The following is a 21,787-nucleotide window of genomic DNA, read 5'->3' as shown; positions in this document are numbered from 1 at the left end:
TCTTCTACGACGCGGAATAAAACGGATTCCATTCGTGCGCCCGTGAAATAAACTACACAAAAAATCCAACCTTTGCGCATTTTCTGAAAATTCCGGATCACAGACGATTCGATTCGCCCCCGGTCACATCATTGCGTGCAATTTCAGCGATCTGGCCCCCGGATTTTGGTCGACCCGCTGGCCGTCCCCCTTATCCACGCGGTCATGCCGTTCATTACGAAAGCTGGATAAACAAAAAGCGACAGGAACTTGTGTTCGGAATTATTCCGGCTTTATCGTGACATTTGTGAACATCCGACATGCCTGATCCGTTCCTGTTGCATAGATGCCACGGAAGGATAGTTTCACCACATATCGGTCCCAGCCATGTTGCAAACAAGTTACGATTTGATGGCATATTGTACCGGAGCACCGCTCGATGGTTTTTCGAATCAACTTGAATGCAGGTATTTCATGGTAACAAACGGTGAGACGCAGGTCCGCGCCCCGGGTGCGGAACGGAAGCGACGACGCCCTTCACCCTTCCTCGTAATCCAGCCCGTCCTGCGCGCCTATGGCCGCGGCCGCATGCTGCTGTGCGCCACGGCCATGATCGCCGCGACGCCGGCCCTTGCCTCCGCCCAGACGGCCGCGCCGGCCACGACGACGACGCCGACCCATCACCACAAGACCACGGCCCGTCACACGACGGCCAAGGCGAAGACGTCCACCCCGACCCGTGCGGCCCCCGCCGCTGCGGTTCCGGCGGCGGCGATCCCGCCGGCAGCCGCTCCCGCGACCACGTCGTCCACCCGCAACGCTTCGATCATCGCCGGTGCCGGAGCTGCGGCCGCCGCCGAGCCGGCACCGCCGGCGGAGACCGAAAACGTCGTCGTCACGGGCACGCTGTTCCATGATCCGAATGCCGCCAGCGCGGCCCCGATCGAGGAACTGACGTCGCGCGACATGCAGCGCCGCGGCATCAAGACCGTGACCGACGCCCTGCAGCAGCTGTCCTCGAACGGTTCGGGCAACCTGACCAACGCGTTCGGCGCCAACGGCGCGTTCGCCGCCGGTGCCTCGGCGCCGTCGCTGCACGGCCTGACGACCGATTCGACGCTGATCCTGATGGACGGGCAGCGCCTGTCCTACTACCCGCTGGCCGATGACGGCGAGCGCGACTTCGTCGACACCAACTGGATGCCGCAGTCGATCATGGAACGGATCGACGTGAAGGAAGACGGCGGTTCCGCGACCTATGGCGCGGATGCGGTCGGCGGCGTGATCAACTTCATCACCCGCAAGGAAATCCAGGGCTTCGAAGGCAATGCCGAAGGCGGCCTGAGCCAGCTCGGCATCGCCGGGCACCAGCGTCTGTACGCGACCTACGGTCATGGCGACCTGGCGCGTGACGGGTACAATTTCTACATCAACTCGGAATACCAGCAGGACGACGCCGTCTATAACCGCGACGTCGGCTATCCGTACAACACCGCCAACCTGACCGGGATCGGCGGCACCAACTGGATCAACAACAGCTCCAATCCCAGCGCGACGAAAGGCAGCCCGGAGGCAATGGTCGCCCCCGTGGTCAACGGCCAGGCCGTGGGTGCTTACCAGTTGCTGAACCCGTCAGCCTCGTGCGGCAAATATGGTTCCAAGTCCAGCGGAACCCTGGGGGCCTCGAACAACTACTATGGCCAGGGTAACGCCTTCTCGGGCTGCAGCCAGGACACGACCGCAGCGTATGGTGTGATCAGCCCGTCGATCCAGCGCATCAACGCCACGGCCCATTTCACGGCCAATGTCACGCCGCGGTCGCAGTTCACGGCGATGTTCACCTATTCGCAGACCGAGACAGACTTCCTCAGCTACACGCCCGCCTATTTGCAGTCTCTCAGCCAGTCCAAGCAGGCCAGTTCCTATAACCTGCTGATCCCGGCGCGCCTTCCCAACGGGCAGCTCAACCCGAACGACCCGTTCGCGGCTCAGGGCGAGCCCGCCAGCATGATCTACCAGTTTGGTGACATCGTCCCGTATACATCGGAATACAACCAGAATTTCCGTGGGTCGATGCGCTATAACGGCACGGCGGCCTCGAACTGGGGATCGGACTGGAACTACGACTTCAACTTCGTCGGCATGAATTCGGTGCTGACGCAGACCTACACGGGTTACCCGACGATCAACGGGATCACGAACGCGGTCAATAACGGGACGTACAATTTCGTCAATCCGTCCCAGAATTCGCAGTCCGTCCTGAATTCGATCGCGCCCAAGGACGTGGTCCAGGATCGGACGCAGGAATATTCCTACGAAATGACGGGCAGCAAGGGCCTGTTCCGCCTTCCGGGCGGCATGGTGAACCTGGCGATCGGCGGCAACATCCGTTGGGAAGCCCTGAACGCGCCCAACGGGAATCCGTACAACCCGGCCGACCCCGGCGCCCAGTACTGGCAGATCAACCCCGTCAACGCCCAGGGCAGCCGCTGGGTGGAATCCGGGTTCTGGGAACTCGGCCTTCCCTTCCATAAGATGCTGAATGTGGATCTGGCCGGCCGCTACGACAACTATTCGACCAGCACCGGCGTCGGATACGGCCATTACACGCCGCAGGCCACCGCCATCTTCAAGCCGGTCGATCAGTTCGCGCTGCGCGGCTCGTTCTCTCGTGGCTTCCGCGTGCCCAGCTTCTCGGAAACGGGTGGGGACACTGTCGGCTACATAGGCAACATCATCTCGAACCCCGCCTGGCTGGCGGCGCATAACAACGATGCCTACACCAAGTCCTACTATGTCGGCCTGAACTCGATCGGCAATCCCAACCTGAAGCCTGAAATCGCGACGAACTTCAGCGGCGGCGCGGTCATCAAGCCGCTGCCGTGGATCAGCTTGAGCGCCGATTATTACTACATCAAGAAATCCAACTACATCATGGGCAACCCGCTTGGCCAAGATGCGGGCGACATCAGCGAAGCCTATGTTTCGGGTCAGCCGCTTCCGTCCGGCATCACGGTCACGCCGGACGTGGCCGATCCGGCGGCGCCGGGTGCACCTGCCCGGCCTGGTCTGATCAACTACAGCTACATCAACGCGCCGTGGATGCGCACGGATGGCGTCCAGCTCGGGTTCACCGCCTCGCATCGCCTGCCCGGCGTGCTGCACGAGGTGAACTGGTACAGCAAGGGCGAAATGACCTATGTCCGTCGCCTCTCGGTCGGACTGCCCGGTGGCGGAGTCGAAGAATACGCGGGGACGATCGGTCCGTACAATACCGTCTCCGCTTCCGGCACCCCGCGTTGGAAGGCCAACTGGGCCAACACGTTCACGTGGCGCAAGCTCGCAGTGACGCCGACGGTGTACTACACCAGCGGTTACAAGCTGGTCGCCGAAGACGTGAACGGACCCGGCGCCAGCTCCTGCGCGACGAGCAGCGTCGCCGGCTTCGGTTGGAATCAGGAGCCTTCCACCCAGTGCCATGTCCGGAACTACTGGGACGTCGATCTGACCGTCAACTACCAGATCGATCGCCGGTGGTCCGTCTACGCGAACGTCTACAACCTGCTTGGTTTCCGCTCGCCGTACGACTACGCGACCTATGGTTCCTATCTCTACAACTCCTCCTGGTCGCAGAAGGGAATTGTCTATCGTTCGTTCCAGTTCGGCGTTAACGTCAAACTGTGATCGAATGAAGCATCGGGGGTGGTCTTTCAGGCCATCCCTTTTGTGCGGGCTGACTTTCCTAACAGGGGTCAGCCCTTTTTTTGTCGTTTTACGGGACGCACAGAACCGGACCGTCCATCGCCAGGGTAATTTTGCCATGCCCGTCATACCGGTGGACAATGACGGCCGCACGTTCCACTCCTTGGTCCACCAAAAGTCGATGGCACGGCGACCAAAATCACAACGCGCAAACGACCACGCTGCCCCCGAAGCGGCCGCTGGCTATCGACCACCATACGCTGGCCATCACGTATCGCGGCCCATCACGCCCCCGGACGGAATCTATTACGATGATTATCGCACCGCCGATCGCAAGCAACAGTGCATGCTAGTGACGTAGTTCGAAGTCGCGAACGTGCCGCATATCCCACGGCTGGGACGAGTCCGCCTTCAAGGGGACGCCTGTGCCGGCGAGAAATTGTGGACTGCACTCGGAGAATTCTGCAGGTCGGCCATCGAAACCATCAATCGATCCGATCGAACAACGGACTTTATCGTTTTGCTAAAATTCTGACCCGTCAAATACGACTCCATATGGGTGAATGTGATTACCCGTTCGTAAAAATAACCGATCATTCATTTCTCCTTTGCACGCGCTGCTGATTTCCGATTCACGTTCTTGTAGGGAAAGCCGAGATGAGCATGAATTTTCTTGACAGAATATTGCATCAGAGGTGACAGTGATATGTCTGCTTTTGTATCTTAATAAAAGTAGATAACTGGCGTACATGAAACCATATGAGGGGTTATGCTATGTCTTCTTCAGAGCCCGATCCGAAAGTTTTTGAACAATACCAGCCTGTTGTGATTCATCCGTCTTTGCGAAGAGATGGAGTGAATGGTGACATGGACTGGTATTGCCCGACGTGAACATAGCCGGGAAGGGTTGCGATATCCATCGGATATGACGGACGGGGAGTGGGCTTTGATCATGCCATTTGTACCCCCGGCGAAACGGGGCGGTCGCCCCCGCACTACGGATATGCGCGAGGTGGTCAACGCGATGCTCTACATAGCCTCGGCCGGGTGTGCGTGGCGCCTGCTGCCGAAATGCTTTCCGCCGGTCTCGACCGTCAGGCGCTATTTTTACGCCTGGCGTGGTGCCGGAGTGTTCGAAGTCATGAATACGGTGCTGGTCATGAGCCTGCGCGAGATCGAGGGGCGTGAAGCCTCTCCGAGCGCGGGCGTGATTGACAGCCAGTCGGTGAAAACCACGGAAAGTGGCGGGCTTTCGGGCTATGACGCGGGGAAGAAGGTCAAGGGCCGCAAGCGCCATATTGTGACGGATACCTGCGGCTTCCTGATCTTTCTCCTCGTTCATGCCGCCGACATCCAGGACCGTGATGGGGCTGTTGATGTCCTGGCAGCGATACGCAGGCGCTTTCCCTGGCTGCGCCACATCTTCGCTGATGGCGGCTATGCTGGCGACAAATTGCGATCCGCGCTCGCCTCCATGGGAAAATGGACCCTTGAAATCATCAGGCGGTCCGATACGGCGAAGGGCTTTCAGATCCTGCCGCGCCGCTGGGTGGTTGAACGGACATTCGCATGGCTGGGACGGTGCAGGCGGCTCGCCAAAGACTGGGAACAATCCATTGCTTCCTCAACCGCATGGACATTGATCGCCTCGATCCGAATGCTCACACGACGGACAGCAAGGCATTGTCACGGTTGAAGAACTTTCGGATCGGGCTCTCAAAGAAAATTGTTCAGCTACAAAACAAGCTCTCCAAACTCGACACTTTACTCGTCGGGAGCGTAAATGAGCGCGAGGTCCATCCTGTCGCGCTGAAGTCCGTTGAGGGATCGGATCTCGTTGGTGGCTACTCTGCATAATGGAGTAGAAAAGTCCGCTGGAATTATGAAGCGTGTTTTACGGACGAATAAACTTTGAGGATCTCAACCTTCCCCTTGTCATTACTGACGAGGGGCTTTTTGGAACCTCATCCTATCTCCGCCCGTTTCGGCATCGTCTTCTTTTTTCTGAGATATTGATTAGCAAGAATCGTATCGCGATTTTTAACAGCGAGCGATTTTCCGATGAACCAGATGGCTTATTAGGCGAAAAATTTGTCCCTGACGAATCAATAGATGATAGAATAAAGCATTATCATCTGAGATTTTTGGATTTTTCGTCTATAATAATAAATAAAGATGCAGAAACTTTTTCTTGCCACTCGTCCTCCGTCGTTTATGCTCCGTTTTTTTTAAAGCATGATCCAGACGGGGTCTCTATCGACTGGGATTATCAGCGTCTGTTAAAAGATACCGATGCAGGCATTGCATGGGATGTCGTACTTACCCAGATCCAGGGTATTATGCCCTATGGTCATCGCACGGTCATTGAGGGTGTCGTTCGCACGACCGCAGGCGCGATCCTTACGGCGTCGAAGAATGGCATAAAAACAGAACTTCCCTTACCTGTTCATTTCTCGCCCCCGTTCGATCAAATTGATAGCACCGGTATTGAACGTCATTTTACAGACGCCCTTGAAGCCCTGTTAGACGCTCGTCCCCTGGAAAATCGCCGAACGGCAGTGGAATTAAGTGGCGGGATGGATTCCGCGCTTAGTGCGATGGTTGCAAAAAACCTTCTTGGCCATGGCCTGCTGAGCATTACGGCCCAATTCAACGGTGCGATGGGAGTCGCGCAGCAAGAAAGATGCGCCACCCTGATTCAGGCAGGTGGCTTCGACAATCTCAGCCTTCCGGCAGTACGGCTTGCTCCCTTCGGAGAGACCAGTCTTCGTCGGGTCCGCTATGGCGTAATGCCCGAAGATGAAAGTTATCCGGAGATTTTTGAAGAAAGCCTCTCTGTTGCGAAAGCCGTTGGTGTGGACACCCTTATTTCAGGATTGGGCGGAGATGAGCTATATGTAATATACGAAGATGAAGGTGGAAACGGTTCCGGAAAAAAGAATTCGGACTGTCCATTCCTTACTGAAACTGGCCTGCATTATGCACGCGATATCCATATTTCCTATCCCACAGGATGGCTTGCGGAAAGTTGCTGGTACTCCTCCGCCAGCAGATCCCAGCGCTTGCTGCGTCATGGCATCTGGCCTGTATATCCATACCAAAACCTGAAGCTTGCTCAATTCATATCCAGACTGCCTTATCAATATCGGCGTGACCGGAATATTTTACGAAAATCCATTTCCATGCTCCTCAAAAATGATATGTATGAAAAAAGTTATATAAAAGAGACTTTTGATCCAGTCGCGATGCGTGGGATCAGAGAAAATAAGTTCTATCTGATGGATCTTGTCGAAAGATCGCGGATAGCCAATCATCCATACATAAACAAGGATAATATTATTTCTGCAGTACAGCAGGATTTCGAGGAAATGGACAGGGATACGTACAACTACCTCTTCCAAACTCTCAAGGTATTATGTTTCTTTCAATAATAGAAATTACTTCAATACAAAACTTATTTTCCATTTTGCGTCTATCCGGCAGAGGTGAGGGACGTAGCGATCGACATGGCCTGAGACGATGTGGGGCAAGCTATTGATATCCGCCTCCGAAAGCGATTGCAGGCCCGAAGGCCGGGTACCCGATGCGTCTGGCTTGCTCGCGCTCTTTGATTTGCCTTAAGCGGGCGATGGATGAACAATGCCGATCGAAGGACCACCTTTTATGGTCCAGCAATCGGAGCTTCCGTATGAATTTCAGACCTGCCATCGCCACTCTTCTGCTGGCGGGCACGGCCCTGCTGTCGGGTCCGGCCTTTGGCGAATCGCCGTTCGATTTCGCCCATGCGCCCGGCCAGTTGCCCAAGATCGTGGTACCCAGCGCGTACCGGATCGACCTCGTCACCGACATGAAGCGCCTGACCCTGCGCGGTCATGAAAGCATCGATGTCGACGCGTCCGCCCCCACGGACAGCATCACGCTGAACCAGGCCGGCCTGACGCTGACATCGGCCACCCTCGACGGTGTCGCGGCCAAAATCACCCAGGACGACAAGGCGCAGACGGCCACCCTGACCCTGAAGCGGCCGCTGGCTGTCGGCCACCATACGCTGGCCATCACGTATCACGGCCCCATCCCGGCCACCCCGAACGGGATCTATTACGACGATTACCGCGCCCCCGACGGCAAGCAGCAGCGCATGCTGGTCACGCAGTTCGAGGTCGCGGATGCCCGGCGCATGTTCCCGGGCTGGGACGAGCCGTCCTTCAAGGCGACGTTCCAGTTGACGGCGACGCTGCCGAAAGCGTCGGTGGCGATCAGCAACATGCCCATCGTCTCCACCTCGCCGGCCGGGGGGCAGTCCAAGCGGGTCGTGTTCGGCACCACGCCGCGCATGTCCACCTATCTGCTGGCGCTGGTGGCCGGCGACGTGTCCGCCGTCAGCGGCAAGGGCGGCGACACCCCGATCAACGTCTACGCCCCCACCGGCGAGCAGCAGAACGGCAGCTACGCCCTGACCGCCGCGTCGCAGATCCTGCCCTATTACAACGAGTATTTCGGCGTGGCCTATCCGCTGCCGAAGATGGACCTGATCGCCATTCCCGGAAATTACGAGGCCGGGGCGATGGAAAACTGGGGTGCCATCACCTTCATCGACGACGACCTGCTGTTCGATCCCAAGACCAGTGCGCCGACCACGCAGGAAATCGTCTATATCGTCGTGGCGCATGAAATGGCGCACCAATGGTCCGGCGACCTGGTGACCATGGGATGGTGGGACAATATCTGGCTGAACGAGGGCTTCGCCACCTGGATGGAGGCCAAGGCCACCGACCATTTCAACCCGACCTGGCAGATGTGGCCGCGCCAGCATACCGACCGTGAACAGGCGATGGCGCAGGACGCCCATCCGACGACCCACCCGGTCCAGCAGGTGATCCATGACGTCAGCGAGGCCAATACCGCCTTCGACCGGATCAGCTACCAGAAGGGCGAGCAGGTCATCCGCATGATCGAGGACTGGCTGGGTCCCGATACCTTCCGCGACGGCATGCGCACCTACATGAAGACCCATGCCTACGGCAACACCACCAGCGCCGACCTGTGGGCCGCGCTGGCGCAGACCTCGCACCAGGACGTGGCCACCGTCGCACGCAGCTTCACCGAACAGCCGGGCATTCCGCTGGTCACGGTCGCGCGGCGCTGCGAGGCCGGCAAGACGACCCTGAGCCTGACCGAAGGCCGCTTCGCCATCAGCGACCCGCATCCGCTGCCCGCGCGCTGGAACATCCCCGTCACGGTGGGGGGCCCCGGCATCGCCGCCCAGCGCACGATCCTGACGCCGGACCATGCGGCGACGCTGACCTTCGACGGGTGCGACGCGGCGCTGAAGGCCAATCTGGGCGAGAACGGATATTACCGTACCCAGTATGACACGGCGTCCCTGGCGGCCCTGAAGACGGCATTCGCCAAGCTGGGCGCGGCCGACCGGGCCAACCTGCTGGGCGACCAGTTCGCGCTGTTCCAGGCCGGGCTGGCGCCGCTTTCGGCGTGGCTGGACCTGGTGGCCGCCCTGCCGGCGACGCACGAGGACAACATCGCCGTCTGGTCGGACACGATCGCGCACCTGAAGGAACTGGACGCCATGGAACGCGGCAGCCCGTCGCGCCCGGCCTTCCGCGCCTTCGCCCGCGCCCTGCTGGGCCCGCAGCTGGCGCGCCTGGGCTGGACGCCGCGTCCGGGTGAATCCTTCCTGGATTCGCTGCTGCGCCCCAGCGTGATCGCCACCCTGGGCCAGTTCGACGACGCCGCCGTGGTCGCCGAAGCGCAGTCCCGCTTCGCGGCCTACCGCAAGGACCCGGCCTCGCTGCCGCCCAGCCTGGTGGCGCCCGTCACCTGGATTGTCGGCCGCCATGCCGATGCCGCGACCTACGCCACCCTGGCGCAGATGCTGCGCGCGGCGGGCAACACCGAGGACAAGCTGCGCTATTTCGATGCGCTGGCCGCATCCAGCGACCCCGCGCTGATCCGCCAGACGGTGCAGATCGCCTATAGCGGCGTGATCCCGAACGGGCGCGTGGCGCGCGCGCTGGCCGTGATCGCGGCGCGCGGCGACGATCCGGACCTGGTCTTCAAGCTGGTGCAGGCGCCGGAGACCCAGAAGCAGATCCGCTCGCACCTCGCACCCTGGTCGCAGTCGGCCCTGCTGCCGGCCATCGCCGGGCATTCGGTCAATCCGGCAATCGCCAAGGCGCTGATGGCCGATCCGTCGGTCACGGAGTCGACCGGTGCCACGATCGAAGCGAAGAAGGCCGTGGACCTGATCGCGGCCAACGCGGACATCGCGGGCCGGGCCCAGGCGGCCCTGACGCCATGGCTGGCCGCGCTGTCGCACTGACGGCACTGCCCCGGGACAGTCCCTCGGGACCGTCCCGGGTCACTCGGCGGCGCTTCGCACGGCGGGCGCCGCCATATTCGACAGCACCAGCGCCGAGGCCGGATTCATGCTGTCGATCATGCTGGTGGGGATCAGGATCGTCGCCCCGCGTTCCTTGGTCGTCTCGTAGATGATGTTCATGGCGCGCAGTTGCAGGGCGGCGGGGTGGCCGGCATAGGCCTCGGCCGCATCCACGAACCGGCCCGCCACCTCGGCCTCGGCCGATCCCAGGATGATCCGCGCCTGCTTTTCGCGCTCGGCCTGGGCCTGGCGCGACATCGCGTCCTGCAGGGCGACGGGAATGGCGACGTCGCGGATTTCGACCGACATCACGTCGATGCCCCAGGCGGCGGTCTTGGTGCCGATTTCCGCGCGCAACTGTTCGTTGGACGTCCGGCGGTCGGACAGCAGCGCCGCCAGCATGGACGCGCCGATCATCTCGCGCAGCGAGGTCTGGGCGATCCGGTCGATGGCCTCGCGGTAGTTTGTAATCCGCAGGGCCGCGGCCTCGGCATCGCGGACATGCCAGAAGATCACGGCATCGACATTCACCGGCACCGTGTCGCGGGTCAGCGCCTGTTCGGCGTTGAAGCCGGTGGTCTGGATGCGCTCGTCGATGATCGCGACGATCCGGTCGATGACCGGGACGATCATGAACAGGCCGGGTCCGCGCACGCCCTGCAGTCGCCCCATCCGCAGCACCACGAATTTTTCCCAGACATTGGCCATCCGCAGCGACAGGAACACCAGCACCGACAGGGCCAGGAACGGCAGGGCGACTGCCGGGTTGAACATCCCTTCGGCGCTCCACAGGCCGCCGAACAGCAGCCCGGCCAGAAGCAGCGCCGCCGACAGGACAAGGGTAATGGCATTCATGATACGCCCCCTCGGGCAGACCGGATCGTCACGTTGGCACGCGGGGGGGCCGGGTTCAAGGACGGCCGGGCGGAGACAGGATTTGACTTGTGCCCGCGCCGACCCGCATCATGCATATGGAAACATGGCCCACCCGCCCCGGCGCGTGGGCTCTTTCGCGTTTCCGCCTGGACACCCAAGACCCGGGCCCATGACCCGGACGCAACGATAAGGTCCCACCTTCCATGATCCCCGCCCTGATGCCCACTTACAACCGTGCCGACCTCGCTTTCGAGCGGGGCGAAGGCTGCTGGCTGTACGCGGCGGACGGGCGACGATTCCTGGATCTGGGGGCGGGGATCGCGACCTCGTCCCTCGGGCACAACAACCCGCACCTGGTGTCGGCCATTGCCGAACAGGCGGCGCGGGTGATGCATGTGTCGAATCTGTACCGCGTTCCGCAGGCCGAGCGGCTGGCCGAGCGGCTGGTCGCCGCCAGCTTCGCCGACAGCGTGTTCTTCTGCAATTCGGGCGCCGAGGCGAACGAAGGCATGGTCAAGATGATCCGCCGCGCCCAGGCGCATGGCGGCCATCCCGAGCGCAACCGCATCATCTGCTTCGACGGCGCGTTCCACGGCCGGACGCTGGCCATGCTGGCCGCCACCGGCAACCCGAAATACCTGGACGGGTTCGGCCCGGAGGTCGCGGGATTCGATCATGTGCCGATGAACAACATGAACGCCGTGCGCGCCGCCATCACGGCGGAAACCGCCGGCATCATGATCGAGCCGGTGCAGGGCGAAAGCGGCATCAACGTCGCCGATCCGCGCTTCCTGCAGGAACTGCGCGCGGCGTGCGACGAATTCGGCCTGTATCTGGGCATGGACGAGGTCCAGTGCGGCATGGGCCGGACCGGGCGGCTGTTCGCCCATGAATGGTCGGGGGTGACGCCCGACGTGCTGTCCACCGCCAAGGGCATCGCCGGCGGCTTCCCGATGGGCGCCATCCTGGCGACCGAGGCCGTGGCCCGCCACCTGACGCCCGGGTCGCACGGGACCACGTTCGGCGGCAACCCGCTGGCCTGCGCGGCCGCGAACGTGGTGCTGGACGTGCTGCTGGCCCCCGGCTTCCTGGACCAGGTGCAGGCGCGCGGCGCGCAACTGGCCCGCGCGCTGGACGAACTGGTGGCCGAATTCCCGGACCTGTTCGACGGGCGACGCGGCATCGGCCTGATGCTGGGCCTGCGCTGCACGGTTCCGGTCGCGCTGGTGCAGGATGCGGCGATGCATGAGGGCGTGCTGAGCGTCACCGCCGGGGACAACGTGCTGCGCCTGGTGCCCCCCCTGGTGATCACCGAGGCCGATTGTGCCGAGGCCGGCCGGCGGCTGCGCCACGCGGCGCTGCGGGTGCGGGCGCACCTGGCGGCGACGGCCCGGGAGAGTGTGGCATGAACGCGCTGCCCACCACCACCCGGAACGCCGCCCCGCCCCGGCACTTCCTGGACCTGCGCGATTTCGACGGCGCGACGCTGCGCGCCATCCTGGACCTGGGCAGCCGCATCAAGCGGATGCAGCACGGGCGAACCCGCCCGCTGCACCCCCGCCAGCCGCTGCTGGGCCGCGCGCTGGGGCTGATGCTGTCCAAGCCCTCGACCCGCACCCGCGTGTCGTTCGAGGTCGGAATGCGCCAGTTGGGCGGCGACGTCATCCTGCTGTCGCCCAACGACATGCAACTGGGACGGGGCGAGAGCGTGGCCGACACCGCGCGCGTGCTGTCGCGCTTCGTCGATGCCATCGTGCTGCGCACCGGCAATACCGCAGCCCTGCACGATCTGGCGCGCTGGGCCAGCGTGCCGGTCATCAACGGGCTGACGCCGGACTCCCACCCGGTGCAGATCCTGGCCGACATCATGACGTTCGAGGAACATCGCGGCCCGATCGCCGGCCGCACGGTGGCGTGGGTGGGGGACGGCAACAATGTCGCGACCTCGTTCATCGAGGCGGCGTGCCTGTTCGGCTTCCGCCTGCGCCTGGCCACCCCGCCCGGGCACACGCCTTCGGTCCAGGCCCTGGCCTGGGCACGGCAGAGGGGCGCCGACATCGTCGTGACGACCGACCCGCGCGCCGCCGTCGCCGGGGCGGACTGCGTCGTCACCGACACCTGGGTCAGCATGTCGGACACCGACGCGGCGCAGCGCCTGATCGCCTTCGACCCGTACCGGGTCGATGCCGCGCTGATGGCGCTGGCGGCACCCGACGCCCTGTTCATGCACTGCCTGCCCGCCCATATCGGTGACGAAGTGACCGAGGACGTGTTCGAAGGCCCCCATTCGGTGGTGTTCGACGAGGCCGAGAACCGGTTGCACGCGCAGAAGGGGCTGCTGGTGTGGGCAATGGGCGGCGAGCACTGGCAGGATTACGGACAGGAGGAACCGACCCGATGACAGGACCGGCCGAAACCCCCGCCCATCCCACCACCACCGAGGACGTTCCCGCCGCCCCCGGCTGGGTCGAAGGGGTCGTCGAGGCCGCGTTCGCCACCCTGTCCTGCTCCGGCCCCGGTGTGACGATCCTGCGCAACGCCTATCTGGACTGCCTGGCCGGCGCCACGCGGACCGAGGACCTGGACGCGGCGCACGATCGCTGCCGCCAGGCGCTGCTGAAGGCACTGGCGAGCAAGGAAAAGGTGCGCCCGGACCTGCTGCGCGCCTTCGAGACGCGGCTGGAGGCCCTGGAGGCCGAAATCACCGCCCGCATCTGATGCAGGAGACCCCGGCATGATCGACACCCCCGCCTTCCTCGACACCCACCGGCCCGACGTGCCCGACCTGGTCGTCCCCCAGGGGGTGACGCCGTTCTACCTGGCCGGGCGGCCGGTACGCGGGCGGCTGGTGCGGGTGGGGGCGCTGACCGACGCCCTGCTGGTCCGGCACGACCATCCCGACATCGTGCTGCGCCTGGCGGGCGAGGCGCTGGCGCTGGTCGCCGGGCTGGCCTCGGCCCTGAAATTCCAGGGATCGTTCTCGCTGCAGGCCAGGGGCGACGGTCCGGTTTCCTCCCTGGTGGCGGACTGCACCCATGCCGGCGCGCTGCGGTTCCATGCGCGGTCGGACGCGGAGCAGGTCGCGGCGCTGGCGGCGTCCGAGCCCGATGCGGACGCGGCCCGGCTGCTGGGCGCGGGCTATCTGGCGTTCACCGTGGACCAGGGACCGGATACCGACCTCCATCAGGGCATCGTCGAAATCCGCGGCCCGTCGCTGTCGGACATGGCCGGCCATTATTTCGAGACCAGCGAGCAGCATGCCTGCTGGATTCGCTTGGCCTGCGTGCACACCGATGCGGGCTGGCGAGCCAGCGCGCTGATCCTGGAGCGCATCGCGACCGAGGGCGGGATCGCGGCGGAAACGGCGCCTGAAGGCGACGCGGACGAAAACTGGGCTACCGCCGTCACCCTGGCCGAGACGGTGACCGAGGCCGAACTGACCGACGACGCTCTGGCGCCCGAAACGCTGCTGTACCGCCTGTTCCATTCCGAGGATGTCTGCGCCGACCGTCCCCGGGCGCTGGCCTTCGGCTGCCGGTGCAGCCGGGCCCGGCTGTCCGGAATCCTGGAGACGTTTTCGGGCGACGACCTGGACCACATGGCCGAGGACGGGACGATCAGCATGAGCTGCGAGTTCTGCAATATCAGCTTCCGCTTTCCCCGGACCGAGATCGGCGGGGCGACGGCTGCGGATTGACCGGCGCAACGCGGGGCGGCACTTTTCCCGTTCCAATTGTTGGAGATACCGTCCATGCGTTCGTCTCGCCGGGCCGTCCGGTTGCCCCTGCTGCTGCTGCTCGCCTGCCCGCTTCTGCCGCTCGCGGCATGCGACGACACGCCGCCGCAGACCGCCTTCGCGCCGATGCATTACGACTACCTGCCGGTGCTGCACCTGAATGTCGGGACGATCACCACCGTCGATAACGGGCAGCCGGGATCGGTGCCGGGCGATATTTCCGGCCGCGCGCCGACGCCGCCCGACCAGGCGCTGCTGCGCATGGCGGCCGACCGGCTGATGGCGGCGGGCAGCGCCGGCAGCGCGGTCTTCACGATCGACAGGGCTTCCATCCTGCACATGCCCGGCGGCACGCTGGAAGGACAGATGGACGTGCATCTGGATGTCACCGCCGCCAACGGCCAGCGTTCGGCTTACGCCGAGGCGCATGTCCATCGCAGCTTCAGCCCGGGCGCGTCCGACGATGACGGCAATGCGGACAGCCCGGCCCATCTGTACACGCTGACGTCGCAGATGATGAAGGACATGAATATCGAGCTGGAATTCCAGATCCGGCATCATCTGGCGGACTGGCTGGTCGATACCGCCGGCACCAGCGCGGCCGGCGCGATCCAGCAGCAGACGCTGGGCCTGCCCGGAACGACGCCGGACATGACCGCCACCCCGGCGGCGGCCACCGTCCCGGCCGGTCCGGCCCCGGATTCGACGGCCCCCGCGGTAGCGCCCGCACCGGCCCCGGCACCCGCCGCCGCTCCTGCCGCCTCGCCCGACGCAACCCCGGCCGCGCCGGCCCCCGCTCCCGCTGTGTCCGCCCCCCCGGCAACGCCGCCGGCCAGCAGCGGGCCCGATGCGATCTTCCCCACCGGGGCCCCCGGCGGCGATGCCGCCAGCCCTGACCCGGCGGCGCCGCGCACCCTGTCGCCGCAGCCCGGCTACCTGACCCTGCCGCCGGGCACGGCCACCGCCGCACCCGCGACCACACCCGCGACCGGCACCCCCGCCAGTCCGGCCGACAACAGCAACGGCTACTGATCGCCTGAAGGGGAACGGACGCGCTATCCTTTCAGCGCGTCCAGCACCAGTCCGGTCGTCAGGATCTGCGGCAGGGCCCGGCCATCGCCGCTGCCCGGCGGGTAATAGAGGTAGAACGGCACCCCCGCCCGCCCATGGGCGTCCAGGAAGGCGCTGATCGCCGCGTTCCGGTTGGTCCAGTCGCCCTTCATGTAGACCACGTGCCGGTCATGGAACGCCGTCTGTACCGGGGCCGAGGACAGGGCCACCCGTTCGTTCACCAGGCAGGAAATGCACCACGCCGCCGTCATGTCCACGAACACCGGGCGGTCCTGCGCCCGCAACGTGGCCAGCCGGGCTGGCCGAAAACGGTCCGACCCGTCGGCGGCAGACACCCCCGCGCCCCCGGATACGGTGCCGCCCAGCCCGGGCAGCAGCGCCATGGCCAGCGCCAGCGCGGCCAGCGCCACCGCCCGGCACAGGCGAATGCGCCGCGCCGGGCCGTCGCGCATGGCCATGCCCTGCGCCAGGCCGGTCAGCCACGCCGCCAGCCCGATCAGCACCAGCCCGATGCCCAGCACTGCGATCGCGCCGGCCCCGTCCTGCAACGCCAGCACCCACATCAGCCATACGCAGGTGCCCAGCACCGGAAAGGCCAGGCCCTGGCGCAGGATATCCATCCACGCGCCGGGGCGCGGCAGGTGGCGCGCCAGCCCCGGCACGCCGGCCAGCAGCAGGTAGGGCGCAGCCAGCCCCGCCCCCATCGCGACGAACACCGCCATCGCCACGACCGGCGAGGCCGCCAGCGCGCCCGCGATCGCCGCCCCCATGAACGGCGCGGTGCAGGGGGTGGCCACCAGCACCGCCAGCACCCCGGTCATCGCATCGCCCAGATAGCCGGTGCGCGACACGCCCACGCCGCCCAGCGCCGCGATGCCGTTGCCCATGCCGAACACGCCCAGCAGGTTCAGCGCCACCGCGAACAGCAGCCAGCACATGGCGGCGACAAAGGCCGCCGACTGGAACTGGAAGCCCCAGCCCGCGACGGCCCCGGCCGCGCGCAGCGCCAGGATCACGCCGCCCAGCATCACAAACGCGCCGATCACGCCGCCCGCATAGGCCCCGGCGCCGGCCAGCCGCGCCGACGCGCCCCCGCCGGCCAGGCGGGTCAGGGCCATCGCCTTCATCACCAGCACCGGAAACACGCACGGCATCAAATTCAGGATCAGCCCGCCGGCGAAAGCCAGCAGCAGCATGCGCGCCGCGCCGCTATGGGCCGGCCCGGGGACCGCCCCAGGGGTCACGGTCGGCACCGCACCGGGACGGGCCGAAACCGACAGGCCGCGTTCCTGCCCCGCCGCATCCTTCAGCACCAGCACGCCGTCCAGCGTGGGGGCGGCGTGGAAGGCGTCGCCGGGCTTCAGCGCCAGGGTCAGCCCGCCGTCATGGACCGACAGGGCCTGCGCCGCATCCTGGTCGATGGCGCCGGAGATCGTGGGCATGAACCAGGCATCACGCACCGTATCGGACGACAGCCCCGCGCCCGTGATCGCCAACACGCCATCGGACGCGATCATCGCGGCGAAGGGCGAGGCAACCGGCCGCGCGGCGGCGGCGCGCGCGAACAGCGGCGCCTGGTCCGAGGGCGCGGGGTCGCCCGGCGGCAGCGTCAGGGTGAACCGCCCCTGTTCGGGCACGCAGACGGCGGCGCAGACCAGCCATTCGGCCGTGGCCTGCAACACCATCGGCCCGTCCCCCGGTCCGGTCGGGCGCAGTTCGGCCGGCAGCAGCACCTCGCCGGTATAGCCGTAGGACATCAGCGGCCCGTCGGGCAGGCGCCGGGGCACCGGCCAGGCAATGGTGCCGGATGCGCCGGCGGCCCCGCCACCGGCCTGCACCGCCAGGGTCGGGGCCTCGCCCGCGTCGCCGGGATTGATCCAGTAGGTATGCCACCCCGGCTGCAGCCGCAGGCGCAGCCCGACATGCAGCGGCATGCCGGGCCGGTACCGGTCGGTGTCCGTCACCAGCGTCGCGCTGTCGCGCGTGGTGGTCAGCGCCGCACTCTCAGCCGCCCCCGCGCGGCCGGACGGCAGCGCCAGGAGGAAGACAAGCGGCGCCAGAAACAGCAATGACAGACGCAGGAACGGGGGCAGGCGCCAGGATAGGACCACGAAGGGGGCTCCGGAACGAGGGGGCGGAAGAATGGGCGTGCGACGGCCGGCGATTGCCGGTTCCAGGTCGCGGACGCATAAAGCAGGATATGGAATCCGACCACGCCCTGCAAAGCCCCCTTCCGGCGCTCGCCCTTCCGGCCGACCTGCCGGTGGCGGCCATCCTGCCGGCCCTGCGCGCCAGCCTGGCGGAGCATCCCTCCGCCGTGCTGGTGGCGCCCCCGGGCGCGGGCAAGACCACGACGGTGCCGCTGGCGCTGCTGGACGCGCCCTGGCGGGGGGACGGGCGCATCGTCATGCTGGAACCGCGCCGGCTGGCCGCCCGCGCGGCGGCGCAGCGCATGGCGGCGCTGCTGGGCGAGGACGCCGGCGGCCTGGTCGGCTACCGCACCCGGCTGGACTCCGCCATATCGGAGCGCACGCGCATCGAGGTGGTGACCGAAGGGCTGATGGTGCGGCGCCTGCTGGCCGACCCGACGCTGGAGGGCGTGGCCTGCGTCATCCTGGACGAGATCCACGAGCGCTCGCTGGACGCCGACGCGGCGCTGGCCTTCTGCCTGGACGTGCAGCGCAGCCTGCGGCCGGACCTGCGTCTGGTGGCGATGTCGGCCACCATGGACGGCGCGGCGCTGTCGGCGCTGATGGAGGCGCGGCTGATCGAAAGCGCCGGCCGGATGTTCCCCGTCGCGATCCATCACGCCCCGCGCGACATCCCGCATGTGCGCGACCTGCCCGAGGCGATGGCCCGCGCGATCCGCGCCGCCCTGGCCGAGCATGAGGGCGATATCCTGGCCTTCCTGCCCGGGGTGGGGGAAATCCGCCGCACGCAGGCGGCACTGGCCGGCGCGCCCGCCGCGATCCTGCCGCTGTATGGCGACATGCCGCCCGCCGAGCAGGACCGCGTGCTGCGCCCCGGCCCCAGCGACGGACAAAAGGGGAATGGCCGGCGGGTGATCCTGGCGACCTCGAGTCGCCGAGGACATGCTGACCGTGCCCGCGGGTCCGGGTGGTGGTGGATGGCGGCTATCGCGCGCAGCCCGCGCCTGGACCCCGGGGCCGGGCTGTCTCGCGGGTGGACACGGTGCGGATTTCCCGCGCCGCCCGCGCCCAGCGCGCCGGCCGCGCCGGACGCGAGGGTCCCGGCGCCGCCCTGCGCCTGTGGACGCGAGGCGACGCAACGCGGCATGGCCCCGCACGACCGCCCGGAAATCCTGGATGCCGAACTGACCGGCCTGCGGCTGGACACCGCCGCGTGGCAGGCGGCGATGGGCACCGCCCCGGACGAACTGCCCCTGCCCGACGCCCCGCCCAACGGCGCGTTCGAGGCCGCGCGCGCCCTGCTGCTGGCGCTGGGGGTGGACGACGACGCGCGCATCACCGCCGAGGGCGAGCGCATGGCGGCGCTGGGCGCGCATCCGCGCCTGGCGGCGATGATGCTGGCCGCCCGCGATGCCGGCGAGGCCGCGCTGGCCGCCGACATCGCCGCCCTGCTGGAGGAACGCGACCCGCTGCGGCCCCGCCCGGCGGGCGGCCGGGGCGCGCCCGCCGTGCCCCCCGCCGACATCGCGCTGCGGCTGGACCTGATCGCGGGCGGCGACCATGCCGACGCCGATCGCGGCGCACTGGCGCGCATCCGGCAGGCGGCGGGCCAGTATCGCCGCCGGCTGGGCCTGCGGGCCGGCACGGCGGGCCAGGGCCATGCCGCGTCGCTGCTGGCCGCCGCCTTCCCCGACCGCATCGCACAGCGCCGGGGGGAGCCGGGCAGCTTCCGCCTGTCCGGCGGGGGCGGCGCGCGGCTGGGCAAGACCGACCGGCTGGCCGATGCCGGCCTGCTGGCGGTGGCGACGCTGCATGTCCGCACCGCCGCCGACATCCGCATTGCGGCGGCGCTGGACCCGGATTCACTGCCCGAGACGGTGCGCCGCCGCGCCACCGAGCAGGTGGAGACCACCCTGGACCCGGTGACCGGATCGGTGATGGCCCGGCGCCGGCTGAGGCTGGGGGCGCTGGTACTGCGGGACCGCACGGTCGCGGCCGCGCCCGGCGACGTGGCGGACCTGTTGCTGCGCCAGGTGGCGGACCGGCTGGACACCACCCTGGGCTGGACCCCGGCATCCCGCCAGTTCCAGGCCCGCGTGGCCCTGGCGCGCGGCCTGCCGGGGCGCGACGCGCTGCCGGATCTGTCGGACGCCGCACTGGCCGCCGACGCCGCCGAATGGCTGGCCCCCTGGCTGACGGGCCTGAGCCGCCTGTCCGAGGTCGCGGCGCTGGACGTGCTGGCAATGCTGCGCGGGCGGCTGGACCATGCCACGCTGGCGTGGCTGGACCGGGCGCTGCCCACGCACCTGGACCTGCCGGGCGGGCGGGTCCCGGTGGATTATACCCAGCCGGTTCCCACGGCCTCGGCCCGCGCCCAGACCTTCTACGGCGTGCGCGAGACGCCGCGCCTGGCCGACGGGCAGGTCGGGCTGCAGGTCGCGCTGCTGTCACCCGCCGGGCGGCCGCAGGCCATCACCGCCGACCTGGCCGGATTCTGGGCCGGAAGCTGGGCGGACATGCGCCGCGACATGCGCGGGCGCTACCCCCGCCACGACTGGCCGGAAAACCCGGCGACCGCCGCGCCCCCCGCGCGTCATGCCGGCCGCCGGCCGTGACCGCCGCCGCCATGACGGCGGCGCGAACATGCGCTATCGTCGCGATATCCGTAACGCGCCGACCCATGCGCCATGAACAGGATGTCATACCCATGCGGATGGTAAGCCGGCCGAAGCGTTGCGCGGCGGCCGTGGCCGGCCTGGCCCTGGGTTTCACCTGCGCCACCGCGCGGGCCGACGCCCCCCTGTTCGCGCCGCCCGCGCCGCCGCTGGTCACCTCCGGGCCGCTGACCTTCGCGCCGCTGGTGCGTCAGGTGGTGCCGGCCGTGGTCAATATCGCCGTGACGCAGGATGCCGACGACCCGCAGAAGCGCGTGCCGGTTCCCCCGGGCGTCAAGGGCACGCCCTTCGAGAAGCGGTTCCGCGAGCGCATGCGCTCGCGCGGCGAGGAGATGCTGGGCGCCGGATCGGGCTTCATCATCGACCCCAGCGGCGTGATCGTGACCAACAACCATGTGGTGGGCGAGGCCGACCACATCACGGTCTCGCTGTCCGACGGAACCGAATATCCCGCCCGTCTGGTGGGCAGCGACGACCTGACCGACATCGCGGTCATCAGCATCCAGGCCCCGCATCCGCTGCCGTTCGTGACCTGGGGCGACAGCCGGCAGATCAATGTCGGCGACTGGATCATGGCGGCGGGCAACCCGTTCGGCCTGGGCTCGTCCGTCACCGCCGGGATCGTGTCCGCGCGCGGGCGCGATATCGGCGCCAGCCCGTTCGACGATTTCCTGCAACTGGACGCGCCGATCAATCCCGGCAATTCGGGGGGGCCGTCGTTCAACCTCAGCGGCCAGGTGGTGGCGCTGAACACCGCCATCGTGTCGCCCACCGGCGGGTCGGTGGGAATCGGCTTCGGCATTCCGTCGGAAATCGTGGCCCCCATCGTGGCCGAACTGCGCCGCAGCGGGCACATCGCGCGCGGCTGGCTGGGCGTGACCCTGGCGGATGGCGACACCCATGACGGGGTGCGCATCACCGACATCGACCATGACGGCCCCGCCCAGCGGGCCAGGCTGCGCACCGGCGACATCGTGCTGAGCGTGGGGGACGAACCGATGGATACCTCCCGCACCCTGATCCGCACCATCGCGGCGGAACATCCCGGTTCGACCGTGCAGGTCCGCATCCGCCGCCACGGCGCCGTGCTGACGGTGCCGGTCGCGGTGGGAAGCCGGCCGGCGGATATGGACGACTAGGTACCTCCCGCTCTGGCCAGTGCGGCCGCATGCAGCGTAAGATGATCGGCCAAGGTTGAAAC

At 66.5% G+C, this 21,787-nt stretch carries 13 protein-coding genes; 11 read left to right on the top strand and 2 right to left on the bottom strand.

Going from position 1 to position 21,787, the window contains the following annotated elements; all coding sequences use genetic code 11:
* Positions 1–453 precede the first annotated feature (453 nt).
* The 4 genes from GDI_RS06985 (at position 454) to GDI_RS06970 (ending at position 10,018) form a co-directional block, all read left to right on the top strand.
* On the top strand, positions 454–3,663 hold the full coding sequence (locus tag GDI_RS06985; protein ID WP_157871007.1) for a TonB-dependent receptor plug domain-containing protein: 3,210 nt from the start codon (positions 454–456) through the stop codon (positions 3,661–3,663).
* An 877-nt stretch (positions 3,664–4,540) separates the two neighbouring features.
* Positions 4,541–5,377 carry an IS5-like element ISGdi1 family transposase gene (locus GDI_RS06980; RefSeq protein ID WP_012222260.1) on the top strand — a complete coding sequence of 279 codons (837 nt, stop codon included), beginning with the start codon at positions 4,541–4,543 and terminating at the stop codon, positions 5,375–5,377.
* Between the two features lie 193 nt (positions 5,378–5,570).
* The gene (locus GDI_RS06975; RefSeq protein ID WP_012224770.1) at positions 5,571–7,112 is read left to right on the top strand and encodes an asparagine synthase; all 1,542 of its coding nucleotides are present in this window, start codon (positions 5,571–5,573) and stop codon (positions 7,110–7,112) included.
* 257 nt (positions 7,113–7,369) lie between these two features.
* Positions 7,370–10,018 carry a M1 family metallopeptidase gene (locus GDI_RS06970; protein WP_012224768.1) on the top strand — a complete coding sequence of 883 codons (2,649 nt, stop codon included), beginning with the start codon at positions 7,370–7,372 and terminating at the stop codon, positions 10,016–10,018.
* A gap of 39 nt (positions 10,019–10,057) precedes the next feature.
* Here the strand turns inward: GDI_RS06970 and GDI_RS06965 are convergent, their stop codons facing one another.
* Positions 10,058–10,933 (bottom strand): slipin family protein, encoded by an 876-nt coding sequence (locus tag GDI_RS06965; RefSeq protein ID WP_012224763.1) that lies wholly within the window; start codon positions 10,931–10,933, stop codon positions 10,058–10,060.
* 224 nt (positions 10,934–11,157) lie between these two features.
* Here GDI_RS06965 and GDI_RS06960 point away from each other — a divergent pair, with 224 nt between their 5' ends.
* The 5 genes from GDI_RS06960 to GDI_RS06940 are packed head-to-tail and all read left to right on the top strand — an operon-like array spanning position 11,158 to position 15,722.
* Positions 11,158–12,363 carry an aspartate aminotransferase family protein gene (locus GDI_RS06960; protein ID WP_012224761.1) on the top strand — a complete coding sequence of 402 codons (1,206 nt, stop codon included), beginning with the start codon at positions 11,158–11,160 and terminating at the stop codon, positions 12,361–12,363.
* A complete protein-coding gene (gene argF, locus GDI_RS06955) occupies positions 12,360–13,355 on the top strand; it encodes an ornithine carbamoyltransferase (RefSeq protein ID WP_012224760.1) in 996 nt (331 codons plus the stop codon). Before GDI_RS06960 ends, argF begins: the two co-directional genes overlap by 4 nt.
* The gene (locus GDI_RS06950) at positions 13,352–13,672 is read left to right on the top strand and encodes a hypothetical protein (RefSeq protein WP_012224759.1); all 321 of its coding nucleotides are present in this window, start codon (positions 13,352–13,354) and stop codon (positions 13,670–13,672) included. The genes argF and GDI_RS06950 overlap by 4 nt, the downstream gene beginning before the upstream one ends.
* A gap of 16 nt (positions 13,673–13,688) precedes the next feature.
* The gene (gene hslO, locus GDI_RS06945) at positions 13,689–14,651 is read left to right on the top strand and encodes an Hsp33 family molecular chaperone HslO (RefSeq protein WP_012224758.1); all 963 of its coding nucleotides are present in this window, start codon (positions 13,689–13,691) and stop codon (positions 14,649–14,651) included.
* A 54-nt stretch (positions 14,652–14,705) separates the two neighbouring features.
* Positions 14,706–15,722, top strand: a complete 1,017-nt coding sequence (locus tag GDI_RS06940; RefSeq protein WP_012554166.1) for a hypothetical protein — start codon at positions 14,706–14,708, stop codon at positions 15,720–15,722.
* A gap of 23 nt (positions 15,723–15,745) precedes the next feature.
* Here the strand turns inward: GDI_RS06940 and GDI_RS06935 are convergent, their stop codons facing one another.
* Positions 15,746–17,872: a protein-disulfide reductase DsbD family protein gene (locus tag GDI_RS06935; RefSeq protein ID WP_157871006.1), complete on the bottom strand. Its 2,127-nt coding sequence runs from the start codon at positions 17,870–17,872 to the stop codon at positions 15,746–15,748.
* A gap of 89 nt (positions 17,873–17,961) precedes the next feature.
* On the opposite strand from GDI_RS06935, the gene hrpB reads away from it, so the two are divergent.
* Positions 17,962–20,526 (top strand): ATP-dependent helicase HrpB, encoded by a 2,565-nt coding sequence (gene hrpB, locus GDI_RS06930; protein WP_012224755.1) that lies wholly within the window; start codon positions 17,962–17,964, stop codon positions 20,524–20,526.
* Positions 20,527–20,618: 92 nt separating this feature from the next.
* Positions 20,619–21,725, top strand: a complete 1,107-nt coding sequence (locus GDI_RS06925; RefSeq protein WP_012554163.1) for a S1C family serine protease — start codon at positions 20,619–20,621, stop codon at positions 21,723–21,725.
* Positions 21,726–21,787: the final 62 nt, after the last annotated feature.

Source organism: Gluconacetobacter diazotrophicus PA1 5 (genome assembly GCF_000067045.1).
In the GTDB taxonomy this organism is placed as follows: domain Bacteria; phylum Pseudomonadota; class Alphaproteobacteria; order Acetobacterales; family Acetobacteraceae; genus Gluconacetobacter; species Gluconacetobacter diazotrophicus.
The sequence above is the reverse complement of the archived record's forward strand: the minus strand, read 5'-3'. Positions and strand labels throughout refer to the sequence as shown.

What these genes read in the sequence shown, in the direction of transcription:
- GDI_RS06985 (WP_157871007.1), top strand. Translation starts at nt 454, where the DNA reads ATGGTAACAAACGGTGAGACGCAGGTCCGCGCCCCGGGTGCGGAACGG.
- GDI_RS06970 (WP_012224768.1), top strand. Translation starts at nt 7,370, where the DNA reads ATGAATTTCAGACCTGCCATCGCCACTCTTCTGCTGGCGGGCACGGCC.
- argF (WP_012224760.1), top strand. Translation starts at nt 12,360, where the DNA reads ATGAACGCGCTGCCCACCACCACCCGGAACGCCGCCCCGCCCCGGCAC.
- GDI_RS06940 (WP_012554166.1), top strand. Translation starts at nt 14,706, where the DNA reads ATGCGTTCGTCTCGCCGGGCCGTCCGGTTGCCCCTGCTGCTGCTGCTC.
- GDI_RS06965 (WP_012224763.1), bottom strand. Translation starts at nt 10,933, where the DNA reads ATGAATGCCATTACCCTTGTCCTGTCGGCGGCGCTGCTTCTGGCCGGG.
- GDI_RS06960 (WP_012224761.1), top strand. Translation starts at nt 11,158, where the DNA reads ATGATCCCCGCCCTGATGCCCACTTACAACCGTGCCGACCTCGCTTTC.
- GDI_RS06925 (WP_012554163.1), top strand. Translation starts at nt 20,619, where the DNA reads ATGCGGATGGTAAGCCGGCCGAAGCGTTGCGCGGCGGCCGTGGCCGGC.
- hrpB (WP_012224755.1), top strand. Translation starts at nt 17,962, where the DNA reads ATGGAATCCGACCACGCCCTGCAAAGCCCCCTTCCGGCGCTCGCCCTT.
- hslO (WP_012224758.1), top strand. Translation starts at nt 13,689, where the DNA reads ATGATCGACACCCCCGCCTTCCTCGACACCCACCGGCCCGACGTGCCC.
- GDI_RS06950 (WP_012224759.1), top strand. Translation starts at nt 13,352, where the DNA reads ATGACAGGACCGGCCGAAACCCCCGCCCATCCCACCACCACCGAGGAC.
- GDI_RS06980 (WP_012222260.1), top strand. Translation starts at nt 4,541, where the DNA reads ATGGTGACATGGACTGGTATTGCCCGACGTGAACATAGCCGGGAAGGG.